This window comes from Fibrella arboris, from assembly GCF_041321095.1.
GTDB classification, from domain to species: Bacteria; Bacteroidota; Bacteroidia; order Cytophagales; family Spirosomataceae; genus Fibrella; species Fibrella arboris.
In genome coordinates this window covers 147,539-159,579 of sequence record NZ_JBGGWE010000008.1, presented here as the reverse complement: position 1 = coordinate 159,579, position 12,041 = coordinate 147,539, and the positions used below count along the sequence as shown (strand labels likewise).

The 12,041-nt window shown below is 52.5% G+C and carries 12 protein-coding genes; 3 read left to right on the top strand and 9 right to left on the bottom strand.

The features are described 5' to 3' along the window. Window positions 1–11 precede the first annotated feature (11 nt). Window positions 12–1,235, bottom strand: coding sequence for an MFS transporter (locus tag ACAW75_RS15745; RefSeq protein WP_370729688.1), 1,224 nt, complete (start codon window positions 1,233–1,235; stop codon window positions 12–14). 98 nt (window positions 1,236–1,333) lie between these two features. After that, the gene (locus tag ACAW75_RS15740; protein ID WP_370729687.1) at window positions 1,334–1,915 is read right to left on the bottom strand and encodes a DinB family protein; all 582 of its coding nucleotides are present in this window, start codon (window positions 1,913–1,915) and stop codon (window positions 1,334–1,336) included. 414 nt (window positions 1,916–2,329) lie between these two features. Here ACAW75_RS15740 and ACAW75_RS15735 point away from each other — a divergent pair, with 414 nt between their 5' ends. Continuing rightward, entirely contained in the window at window positions 2,330–3,841 is a 1,512-nt protein-coding gene (locus tag ACAW75_RS15735; RefSeq protein ID WP_370729686.1) for a capsule assembly Wzi family protein, read from the top strand. Window positions 3,842–3,921: 80 nt separating this feature from the next. On the opposite strand, the gene ACAW75_RS15730 is transcribed toward ACAW75_RS15735, so the two are convergent. From ACAW75_RS15730 to nusB, 5 genes are all read right to left on the bottom strand, one after another. Further along, window positions 3,922–4,647 (bottom strand): YbbR-like domain-containing protein, encoded by a 726-nt coding sequence (locus ACAW75_RS15730; RefSeq protein WP_370729685.1) that lies wholly within the window; start codon window positions 4,645–4,647, stop codon window positions 3,922–3,924. A gap of 81 nt (window positions 4,648–4,728) precedes the next feature. Beyond that, window positions 4,729–5,046 carry a preprotein translocase subunit YajC gene (gene yajC, locus ACAW75_RS15725; protein ID WP_370729684.1) on the bottom strand — a complete coding sequence of 106 codons (318 nt, stop codon included), beginning with the start codon at window positions 5,044–5,046 and terminating at the stop codon, window positions 4,729–4,731. Between the two features lie 66 nt (window positions 5,047–5,112). Continuing rightward, window positions 5,113–5,586 (bottom strand): DUF1573 domain-containing protein, encoded by a 474-nt coding sequence (locus tag ACAW75_RS15720; RefSeq protein ID WP_370729683.1) that lies wholly within the window; start codon window positions 5,584–5,586, stop codon window positions 5,113–5,115. 12 nt (window positions 5,587–5,598) lie between these two features. Then, window positions 5,599–5,901 carry a YtxH domain-containing protein gene (locus tag ACAW75_RS15715; RefSeq protein ID WP_370729682.1) on the bottom strand — a complete coding sequence of 101 codons (303 nt, stop codon included), beginning with the start codon at window positions 5,899–5,901 and terminating at the stop codon, window positions 5,599–5,601. Between the two features lie 82 nt (window positions 5,902–5,983). Beyond that, window positions 5,984–7,120 carry a transcription antitermination factor NusB gene (gene nusB, locus ACAW75_RS15710; protein ID WP_370729681.1) on the bottom strand — a complete coding sequence of 379 codons (1,137 nt, stop codon included), beginning with the start codon at window positions 7,118–7,120 and terminating at the stop codon, window positions 5,984–5,986. Window positions 7,121–7,469: 349 nt separating this feature from the next. On the opposite strand from nusB, the gene ACAW75_RS15705 reads away from it, so the two are divergent. Further along, a complete protein-coding gene (locus tag ACAW75_RS15705; protein WP_370729796.1) occupies window positions 7,470–9,251 on the top strand; it encodes an ABC transporter ATP-binding protein in 1,782 nt (593 codons plus the stop codon). A 63-nt stretch (window positions 9,252–9,314) separates the two neighbouring features. Next, window positions 9,315–9,467 carry a hypothetical protein gene (locus ACAW75_RS15700; RefSeq protein ID WP_370729680.1) on the top strand — a complete coding sequence of 51 codons (153 nt, stop codon included), beginning with the start codon at window positions 9,315–9,317 and terminating at the stop codon, window positions 9,465–9,467. A gap of 269 nt (window positions 9,468–9,736) precedes the next feature. Here the strand turns inward: ACAW75_RS15700 and ACAW75_RS15695 are convergent, their stop codons facing one another. Continuing rightward, window positions 9,737–10,231, bottom strand: coding sequence for an ankyrin repeat domain-containing protein (locus ACAW75_RS15695; RefSeq protein WP_370729679.1), 495 nt, complete (start codon window positions 10,229–10,231; stop codon window positions 9,737–9,739). A gap of 54 nt (window positions 10,232–10,285) precedes the next feature. Beyond that, window positions 10,286–11,950 (bottom strand): catalase, encoded by a 1,665-nt coding sequence (locus tag ACAW75_RS15690; protein WP_370729678.1) that lies wholly within the window; start codon window positions 11,948–11,950, stop codon window positions 10,286–10,288. Window positions 11,951–12,041 lie beyond the last annotated feature (91 nt).

Here is a 12,041-nt window from a genome sequence, read left to right as displayed (position 1 = left end):
GACGTTGGAAGTTACACCAGATCGCTGGTTCGGGCGAACTTTGAATGATGTCTTACTATGAACAGATAGCCCACCCCCATTACGGCCAGGCCTGCCGCAATACTGAACGTTACGGTGAGTGCCTGGTCAGCCATGTTGGTGAAGAACCAGCCTGCTGCCAGCGCGCCAAGACCGATGCCCAGTTCAAGCGCAATGTACAACGTAGCCATTGCCCGGCCACGGGTTGCTTCGTCGCTTAAGTCAACGGCCCAGGCTTGTAACGTGGGCGAGTTCATTCCCCAGGCCATCCCATAAACGATGGCTGAACTGTAGAATAAGATCACGGAATGCGTAATGGCCAGCATGACCAACGAAATGGCCAGTACTACGGTCGCGAGAATCAGTACAGGCATCCGTCCGTACCGATCCGACGACTTCGAGAACAGTAACCGAACCACCAGCGACGCCAGCGTATACACGGCAAAAAACCAACCTTTATTGGTGACACCCACCGACTGGCTCAGCGCCGGGGCAAGAATGATGACCACGCCCGAAGCAAATGAATTGAGTAGCTGCACGAAAAACGGGGATAGCACCCCCACATCGAACCATTCGTCTGAGCGAAGTTTAAATAAGCTTAGCCGGAAGGGCTGCCTGTCTACGAGCGTTTCGGGCAAACGCAGCAAGATCCCGATCGACATCAGCGCGAAGCCAGACGAGGTATAGAACATACTGTTCATGCTGGCGTTATTCACCAGAAAACTACCAATTACCGGCCCCAGCGACATTCCCGTTGCCGTGAACAAACCCAATGCGCCCATCGCCTCACCACGGCGATCGGCCGGAACCACGTCGGCTACATAGGCCGACGTAGCGGTGGGTTTGGTGCCCGTGGAGAAGCCGTGAACCAGGCGGAGGGTAAGAAAACCCGCTACCGTCATGAGGTATGGGTACAGCAGCCCGCAGAGAAAGCAAACAATGGAGCCGAACGCCATAACTGGCACCCGGCCCACCGTGTCGGTGATCTTGCCGCTGAAAGGACGTGATATACCCGCCGTGAGGGTAAATAACGCAATGATCAGGCCGATGTATTCGCGCCCACCCAGTTTAGTGAGGTAAGCTGGCAGCTCCGGGATCATCATCGAGAAGCTGGCCGAGAAAAGAAAATTGCTCAGACACAACAGCCAGAACGGCAGCGTGTATAATGACGGAGCGGCAAGGGCTGCTGAATCTGTTCTGTGCAGTTGAGTTGGCAAACGAAAATAGAGTTTATCACTACCTATGGCTGAAAACAAGCTGCCTGTGCTTAGCGCCACGTACCCAGCCCCTTGTTTTCAGCCATACACGGTAACTTCTAGTAATAGTCTTCGCGGTCGTAGGTATCACCGTACGATGAACCAAACTCGTCGTCGTCATCGCGGAACCGGCTTGCCCCCGCGGCTTTGAAGGTCAGCGCTTTTTTCAGAATCATTACCTGCCCAGCGTGGTAGATGTCATGGTTAATGATGCCATGCAGCAGATCATAATACGTGTAGTCACGCCCCGGCACAATCTCTTCCAGAAACTCATCTTCATCCCGCTTGTCGAGTTCGTTGATCAGTTCTTCCTGGCTCAGGCTGAGTTCCATCTGCAGCGCCTCCCACTCAAAGTCATCTATTTTTTCAGGCAGCTGACCAAAGTTCTTTTCAGGCGTCAAAATATCGAATTCACCGTCACCCTGCATTTTCTTCACGCAGAAGATACGCCAGCTCGTCATGTGGAACAACAGTTCGGCTATCGAGTGGGTATTGGGCGAAATCCGGAGGCTGGCCATTTCGGGGGTTACGTCGCGCATGACTTCGGCCAGTGAAGGGCCATGCCACGCTTCTTCGCCTTCGTATGTTGTATTCAGCAAATCGATGATTCGCAGGAGCTCGTCGTTATTGGGTTGTTCCATTTGTGCAGAACCTTACTTTTTATGAATGACCGTCTATTTATCAGCTAGCCCCCGTCTGAGACATGCCGGGGGTTTCTTTCGTATCTGAAACGTGTTTACGTGACAACTCGATCAGTAGCCGGTATGTTGCCGGCAGAAACCACAGCCATCTTTCCGGGCCATCGGGTAGATACAGCGACAAAGGTAGGTCAATATTGACGGCCTTCCGACAGTTTACCGGCTATGATGACGTTTTTGACTGGCTGGACAGGCAGAACCGGCACGCGTTTCGGGCAAAACACGCCCGCTACTCTTGTACCAGGCGGGCTCCTGGTCGCCTGAATGAAGTACTTCTGGCCTAACATTTGTACCAGTCAAAGCAGTAAGGTAGAAATACTGACTACCTGATGCTACACTATTGAACAAAACCTATTCATGCGGCTCCTGATTCTGCTTGTCTTCTGTAGCCTCACGGTGACTGGCCAAACCCGCAAACCAGTTGGCTACCAGTTGGAACTGGGTAGCTACCTGCCGGTTCAGGGGGAGATTCCCTTCTGGCAGCGAGCCAATGAGTACGGGATTGTGCCCCGAACGGCATCAGCCTATGTCGATCCTGTAGAGACCTTCCGGGGGAGAATACGAGTTGACTATTACGGACCGCCGCAAACTAAACTGGATAGCCTCAGAGCTGTCCGGCGACGGGTTGACTGGGGATGGGGGCTCAGTGCGGTCGTGAATAGTGCTGCCCTTAACCGGGATGTCCGCGTTTTACTTCCCGAAGCCTACGCCAAAGTTCGCTACCGGGGTGTTGAATTGTATGCCGGACGCAGACGGGAACTTGTTGGGCTGGTAGACTCTACGGTGTCATCTGGTTCGTATATCTGGTCGGGCAATGCGCTGCCTCCACTCAAAGTTCAAGTCGGTACAGATGGCTGGCGTCCATTGGGTAAGTTATTGTCGATCAACGCCTTTTACGCCCAGGGCTGGTTTGAATACGATCGCTTTATCAAAGGGTCTATGTTGCATCAGAAGGCGCTGTACCTGCGGCTTGGCAAACCTACCTGGCGCGTATGGTTCTACGGGGGTATGAACCACCAGGTGCAGTGGGGCGGCAACAATGAAACATTACCAGGTCAGTTTATCCGGAATAGCCAGCTTCCAGCCAGCGCACACGACTACGTAGACATCGTGCTGGGGAATAGCCTGGGTAACCGGCAGGTAGATACAACGAAGTACAGCGCGTTTGATGCCGGCAACCGCATCGGCAATCACTTAGGTACGGTTGATCTGGGCATGACTATCCGGGCCCATTCATTCGATTTGTTCTTGTACCGCCAGAATATTTACGAAGACGGGTCTCTCTTTTACCTGATCAATATCGAGGATGGGCTGAATGGGCTGAAAATTCAGAATCAACGCCTGCGGAAACGAGGCTTCCGACTCGATAAAGTCGTTCTTGAATTTCTAAACACCTACAGCCAGGGCGGCGATGTGTTTATCGAGAACGACGGCAGCAAGCGAGGGCGTGACAATTATTTTAACCACGGCCAATACCGCGACGGCTGGACTTCCTTTGGCCGCACGATCGGCACGCCGTTCATTGCCCCTGCCTCCGATTTCCCCGCCACCTATCCCGGGGCTTTTTTCACGAACAATAACCGGGTACACGTCTATCACATTGGCCTGGCCGGGTCGCTAGCATCGCAAATCGGTTTTACAGGCAAGTTTTCCTATAGTCAAAACGCCGGTACGTACGATACTCCTTTTCCGGCCGTAGCCACGCAATTATCTGGTTTCCTGGGGCTTACCGCCCAGCTGAACTGGCTGGGCGGCTCTGTATTGACAACCACCGTTGCCTACGACAAAGGAGACCTGTATCCCCAGAATCTGGGTACGTTCATCAGTCTGAAAAAACAGGGGCTCATTAAATCCAGATTTACCCGATAAGCTGAGCCACTCAATGGGCCCGCTAAAAAAAGGGCCGCCATTTTGCAGTGGCGGCCCTTCCTTCCGGTAACGAACCAGTCTTATCGATTGCCCGCTTTTGCCGGCGCAGGCAGCGGCGACAGCAGCTCCCCAACTTCAAAACTGACAAATACCTTGTCGGAACTACGCTGTACAAGCGGGTGCTTATAGGCGTTGATGGGCAGCTCTTCGTCGTAGTTGCCAGCAATTCGGCGACCCGGGATCTTTACGACCAATGTATCGCTGAACCCCCTCAACAAATGCGCAGGCCCCTGCACGCTGATTGTAGACGGGGTGAGGTTAATGACACTCGACACTACATAGCGGGGAAGCAAATCAATATGGGTACTATCGGGGATGAGCCGGATGGTTTTAGTCATTCGATGGTCGAAACTCATCTCGAGCGTATCAGCCACTACATAGTTCACTTTCAGGCTCTTCACCTGTTCGGCCAACGCCGCTGTCATAGCCGACGTATTGATGATTGAGGCTTGCAGTGGATTGTTGACCTGATAGTTTACCGGATCAGTACGAAAAGGCAGCCACGATAGCCGCAGCAAATCCCAGCCATCACCCGATACGTTGACTTTGACAGTACGGGGCAGCACTGTGGTGGGAATGTACGAAGCCTCGTTAAACTGAAAATGAACCGGGTACTCTACATTCAGTGAATAGCCTTCTTTGTTCAATGCGTTCATGATCCAGAATAAACCAGCTCCGACAAAACAGATCAACCACTTTCCTGGATTAAATGGCTGCTTGGGTACGTTGGCTTCAGCATTCATCATAGAACTGCGCTCATCAGAAGTAGTAAGTTCGCCCAACTGGCTACTGTCAACTGCCACTTAAAAATATGTCTGGAGTGAATATTACGCCTTGTCAGCTTCTGGCTTTACGGTAGCCTCGCGTGAAATAGCTGATTTTTCGAAGGTCAGCTTTGTGCCCCGGTCAACTTCCAGTGTTACCGTGGTGGCTTCTACCGAGGCGATTTTGCCGTGCAGTCCGCCAATGGTAACCACTGAATCGCCTTTTTTCATGCTACTGACGAAGTTTTTCTGGTCTTTCGCTTTTTTCTGCTGTGGTCGGATCATGAAGAAATACATGACCGCCAAAACGCCGCCCCAGAGAGCAAATGTGAATACTCCCTGTGGAATCTGACTGGTGGCTTGTGCCAATACTGTATGCATTGTTTGGGGGGAAGAAAAGCCCGTTACTACCCAACATGGGCGGCAACGGGCCGGTGGTTGACGTGCTTACTTAGCTGTTTTAACTGAATCGGGCTTTGGGTTGACCATCACCTTAAATTCAATATCGGTCATTGTGGGCTGGGTGTTGGCGTAAACGGTAACGGTTTTCCGCTGTTCGCCCTGTTTTCCACGGCTGTTGAACCGTACACGAACCGCTGACTCCTGGCCGGGCGCTACCGGCTCACGGGGCCAATCGGGGGTAGTGCATCCGCAGGAAGCTGTGATGTTATTGATCACCAGCGGCAGTTCGCCTTTATTGACAAACTTATAGAGGTGTTCAACGGTGTCACCCTCCGTGATCTGCCCAAAATCATGAATTCCGGTTTCAAGGAACTCAATTTTGGCTCCTTTACCGGCAACGGCATTCTGCTCGCCAACCGGCTGGCCATTGGTATCACGACGATTACTACAGCTACTCTGACCAAGTAAGGTTAAGCTAACTGCTGCCAACAGGCAGATCCGATTCAGTGAATCTCTCATGGTTATGGCTGCTTAAGCACCCTGCTGTTTAATCTGAGCCATCAGCCGGTCTACATCTTCCAGCAGCCGTTCGGCCTTCTCGCGCGCATCATTGACAACGCGCTGACCTTCCGATTTCTGGAAGTTTTCCGGCAATTCGGTTGAATTCATCAACTCGGTCAGTAGCTGTTCGAGTTGCTCCCGATATTTCGACAATCGGTACGACAACCGATCGCGGGTTATTTCCCCTTTCTCGGGGGCATACAACAGGCCAATGATAGCCCCTGTGGCAATTCCGGTCAGGAAAAACGCCAAATCACGTCCTGATCTGCTCATTACGTTAGTAGTTAGTTCGTGCACTTACCGCAGGTACGTTGCCGGGTTACCCAGCCTTCCGCTCAAAACGGCAGCTCCCTATTTATTTGTTATCGATCAACCCACGGCCACTCTTTCGGAGCGAACCGTCGGCGGTTAATTTGGCCGACAAGTTATCTAAAATTCCATTGACAAAGGTACCGCTTTTGGGTGTGCTATACGCCTTTGCCATGTCGATGTATTCGTTAATTGTTACTTTGACCGGAATGCCTGGAAACGTAAGCATTTCGCAGACAGCCAGTTTCATGATAATCAGATCCAGAATAGCCACGCGGTCAACTTCCCAGTTTTTTAACTGATCGCCCAGTAACTGTTCAAAGTCGCCGTCGCGCTGGATGGCGTTATTGAATAGCTCGTTCAGGAAATGCTCATCGGCCTCCCAGTCGTCGGTGAGTTGTTCCAGTGTCAGCCCGGTAATGGCCTGCGTGGATTTCAGGGTGCGAATAGCCATGCCCCGTACTACCTCACTGTTTTCGGCCCAGGCCAGGTCTATTTCGGCCAGGTAATCCCTGATGGTATCCTTTTTGAGGATCAGCTGCCGTAACAGGTACTGCACCAGCTGCTGGTCTTCGTCGGGCGTGTGGTCGTGCTTCAAACAGTAGGCAATAACTGTGTCGTCGGTTTTCAGCACCTCCCGGTACGTTTTCCGAATAAATGCCAGATCATCGGCCCAGGTAATGCCTCTGCGCACTAACTCGGTCTGTAAGGGCTGATGCGCCGCCAGGGCGCTAATCACTATATTCTGACTTAAATCAGATTCATAGACGAATGGGGTTTCGTCGGGGTCCGGGAAGACCCGCTCCCTGTCAAGGCGCGACATGTGGCCATACTCGACCAATAATTGTAAAATACGGAGGTAATCGCTGTAAATATCTTTTACCGCCTCCAGCAAACGGCCCGAAAGAAACTGCTGGTCTTTACGGTAGCGATTCTGATAATAAACCAGGGCAGAATTGGCCGCGTCGAGTACCGACTTGGGGGCATCATCATCCTGCGCGGTCTGTCCCGCTTTCAGGGCCTCTTCGAAAAGCAGTGATGCGAGTTTCCGGTAGCCTTCCAGTTGCCGCTTGTTCTGCGGCTTCATGGAGTTTAGATCGGGTTGAAATTGGTCGTTGATGCCGTCGAGGGCGAGTTGTTTATTGGAGTGTATGGCCTGCCGAAGCGCATAAAGCGTCTGCATAACCTTAATTCGGAGTAATCGCCTGCTTAACATAGAGCCGCCTAAAACCGTCTGGAACTACCGGGATGAAAAAGAACAATTGTGAAATCGGGTGCAAAAGTACAGCTTTTTCGTAAATGGCGCACGAATTGAATGGATTTAAAGCGATCAACACGGATCGTACGCATACGCTGTTTCAAGGAATTGAACTGATTGGCACGGATGCCTGGATGTAGCTCAATCCGTTTATGATCCTACTCTGCGCCAATCGTTTTGCCTCTATTCGATCCGCGTACCATTTATCTGGCGAACCCAACCGGGCCGTTTACGCGTTGACCAGTTTGAACGTACCTGATTTTTTGTGGAAACTATACGTGCCCTGGCGCATCTGAATAAATACCTTGCCCGCTACAAGTGGTACCTGATCTGGGGCATCGTCTTCACGTTTATTTCTAACCTCTTCGGCATCTTTCCGGCACAGCTGGTGCGCTATGCCCTGGACCTGGTTCGGGAGACGCTCGACATCTACTACCTCTACGCAGGTACGTCGCTGCAACCCGATCTCTACGATATTTTTGCCTTCACGATCACACTCTACGGCCTGCTCATTCTGGCGCTGGCCCTGCTGAAGGGCTTCTTTTTGTTCCTGGTACGGCAAACGCTGATCGTCATGTCGCGGCATATTGAGTACGATCTGAAAAACGATATCTACGACCAGTACCAAACCCTGCCTCTGGCCTTCTTCCGCCAGCATAATACGGGCGACCTCATGGCCCGTATCTCCGAAGATGTGGGCAAGGTGCGCATGTATGCGGGTCCCAGCATCATGTACGGAATGAATCTGCTTATTCTGTTTATCCTGGTCATCGGCTATATGCTCAGCATCAACGTTCGGCTCACCATTTATGTGCTGCTTCCACTACCTATCCTGTCAATCGGTATTTATCTGGTTGAAAGTATCGTGATCCGGCGTTCGGAAGAGATACAGCGGGCCTTATCGCAGATGAGTACATACGTGCAGGAGGCTTTTTCGGGTATCCGGGTCTTGAAAGCCTTTGTGCAGGAAGAGAATTCGGTTAAAAATTTTGAAGGAGAAGCCAATAAATACCAGGAAAAATCGCTCCGCCTTACGCTGGTAGATGCCCTCTGGCAACCCATGTCTGTGCTGCTGATTGGCCTGAGTAACGTGCTGGTTGTTTACGTCGGTGGGCAGGAAGTCTTGGCCGGACGGTTAACGGCAGGAAACATCACTGAGTTTATTCTCTACGTCAACATGCTTACCTGGCCCGTTATGGCTCTTGGCTGGACCACCAGTCAGACGCAACGAGCGGCGGCATCGCAACAACGGATCAACGAATTTATGGCGGTGAAAACAACGCTGGTGTCCCTTAAAGACATTAGCCGGGAGATTACCGGGCGCCTCACGTTCGACCACGTTCGATTTGTGTATCCAGACACCGGGATTGTGGCCCTGAACGATTTCTCGATGGACGTACAGGCTGGCGAATCAGTGGCTATTCTGGGAACTACCGGCTCCGGGAAAAGCACGCTGGCCAACCTGATGATGCGGATGTACGACACGTCGTCTGGCGAAATCAGGATCGACAACATCCCTATCCGTGACTACAACCTGGGTCATCTGCGCGGGCAGATGGGCTATGTTCCCCAGGATGTGTTCCTGTTCTCCGATACGATCAGTAATAATGTGCGGTTCGGCAAACCCGACATGCCCCAGGACCGGGTATTGCGCGCGGTGGATGAGGCAGACCTGACGGATAATATTTCGTCGTTTCCGGAAGGATTCGAGACGCGTATCGGCGAACGCGGCATTACGCTGTCAGGCGGGCAGAAGCAACGGCTGAGCATCGCCCGCGCCATTGCCCGTGACCCAAAAATCCTGATTCTGGATGATTGCCTGTCGGCGGTCGATACCAATACGGAAAACATCATTCTGAACAACCTGCGCCGCATCATGGCCGATCGCACGTCGGTAATCATCTCACACCGGGTATCGTCAGCTAAATTGGCCGACAAGATTATTGTGCTCGATGATGGCGAAATCAAAGAACAGGGCACTCATGATGAACTGATGGCGCTCGGAGGCATTTACCGTGAGCTATACGACAAGCAGCTTCAGACGGAGGAGGCGTAGGTCCGTTGGCGATTATGTAGCGGCCGTGAAAACATTGCTACGGGCCACTACAAAGTCACGGCCGTGTATAAACCAACGGGCGAAGCGCTACGGGAGGGTGATCGCTACACTGATTTCGAGTACAACTATGCCCCCTCTGCGACCGTCGGCTTTACCGGACGCGAGTCGGCTACCCGTGCCAACATAATGGGAATCAGCTATACCAACCGGCGATAGCCTACCCGGTGTATCCGTAGCCAGATGCAGTTATGGACTTGATGCTTCGACCGCCACAAAGCCTGACCAAGTTACGCTGGGGTTTGCGGAGGTCAATACGGTAGCCAGTCAACATAAACAGGGTAAGCACTTAGGGGTCTGAACAGGTACGTCCCTAGCCATTAGGTGCAGGTGTGTTACCCGTGCGCGATGAGACGTTTTTTGTCAGGAATGACCAAGTATTGAAAACTAGGTACGCATGCCTGAGTGACAAGTTTTCCAGGGTCTAGCTACTCTTTCCATTCATTGAATAACTGTACAGCTTCTTCGTTGCCCTGCTGAATAGCCAGGTCGTAAGCTGTCAGGCCCCGAACATCCCGAAGGGTCGTATCGGCACCTGCTTCCAGCAGCAGTTGAACCAACCTGTTCCGGCCAAAAAGCGTGGCAAACATCAGCGCTGTTCCCCCATTGCCATTCTGGCTGTTCAGGTCAGCCCCGTGCTCAATGAGCAGGCGGGCAATGTCGGGGTAGCCCTTGAAGCTGACGCCCATCAAAGCTGTATTGCCCGTGACGTCCTGCACGTTTACATCGGCACCAGCCGCCAGTAAAAGGGTAGCGGCTTCCTGCTGCCCGTCATACGTGGCGATGATTAGCGGCGTAAAGCCTTTCCCATTCTGTGTGTTCACATCGACACCGCTGTCAATCAGTTCGGTCAGGTACGTTGTATCACCCCGACGGGCGGCATCAAAGAGAAGGTCTTCTGGTCGAGTCGACGAAAATGTCATAGTGTGTATAGATAAATGGCGGGTTGAGTCAATGGCTCAACCCGCCAGGTTTAGTTAATAAGCCTGGGCTTCGTGCGCCTTTTCTTCGGCTTGTTGAACGGCCTCGTGGCCCGCTTTCAAGTTGGCCTGTCCGTTGCCAGACGACAGCTTGTCCAGCCCTTCACGCACGCGCCGACCGTAGTCTTCGTCACACTTCGTGAAGAGTTCCACCATTTTATGCTGAACCGATGGGATGGCACCCGACAGCGCACCAACCAGGTTATTGATCAGGTCATCACGTTCCCAATCCTCAAATGTACGATATCGTTCGCCTGCCTGCTGGAAATTGTTAGTCCGGTCAATTGGTGAACGCATCAGGTTACCGGCACTATAAGGCTGGTGCTCGGTGCCCTTCTTCGGCGCCTCCGTTAGTCCATTCATCGACGATGGCTCGTAGTTGACGTGCAGGTTTTGGCCCGGCGCCGTATCGACCCGATAGGCCATTTGCCCGTCGCGCTGATTGGTTGCCACGTGTTTTTTCGGCGCATTGATCGGCAACTGCAGGTAGTTGGTACCAACTCGGTAGCGTTGCGTATCTGAATACGAGAACGTGCGGCCCTGAAGCATTTTATCGTCCGAGAAATCCAGCCCATCAACCAGTACGCCGGTCCCGAAGGCGACCTGTTCCACTTCGTGGAAGTAATTTTCGGGGTTCTTGTTCAGCGTCATCATACCCACTGGTAGCCAGGGGAATGTATCGGGCGGCCAGAGCTTCGTATCATCCAGCGGATCAAAGTCCAGCTCGGGATGTTCGTCATCGCTCATGATCTGTACCAGCAGTTCCCACTGAGGGAAGTTACCCGCTTCAATAGCATCGTACAGATCCTGCGTGGCGTGGTTGAAATTCTTCGCCTGAATCTGCTCCGCTTCTGGTTGAGTCAGGTTCTTTATGCCCTGTTTCGGTTCCCAGTGATATTTCACCAGCACCGCGTTCCCTTCTTCATTTACCCATTTGTAGGTGTTCACGCCCGACCCCTGCATCTGCCGGTAGTTGGCCGGAATGCCCCAGGGCGAAAACAGGAACGTGATCATGTGCATGGCGTCGGGCGTATTGCTGATAAAATCAAAAATACGTCCACCATCCTGCCGGTTTGTTAGCGGATCGGGTTTGAACGCGTGTACCAGGTCCGGGAATTTCATGGCATCCCGGATAAAAAACACTTTCAGGTTATTGCCGACCAAATCCCAGTTGCCGTCTTCGGTATAAAACTTCACGGCGAAACCACGGGGATCGCGTAACGTCTCGGGCGAATGTCCCCCATGAATGACGGTCGAAAAACGCACGAAAACGGGCGTCTGCCTGCCTCTCTGTTGAAACAGTTTAGCCCGGGTATATTTTGATACCGGCTCGTTGCCTACCGTGCCATAGGCTTCAAAAACACCATGAGCGCCAGCGCCCCTGGCGTGCACGACCCGCTCTGGAATGCGCTCCCGGTCGAAGTGCGAGATTTTTTCCAGAAACGGGTAGTTTTCGAGGGTGGTTGGCCCTCTGTTACCAATTGTCCGAACATTCTGGTTGTGCGTCAGCGGATGACCCTGGCGCGTGGTCAGGGTTTGATCGGTGGGCTGATCCTGCGGCTGCAGACCAGTAGCACCAAACGTGGTTTCAGGCACCGCGGTCTGTTCCTGCTGATGCCCCGACTGTCCGTTAGGAAGGTTGTTGTTTTGCGTATTGTCCATAATTCCTATAGAATACATTACAACAAGCCTAACTCAGTGGGCAGAAAATGGTTTGACAGCTTCCAATTACAGTCTTCTGTCCTCAGTTGCT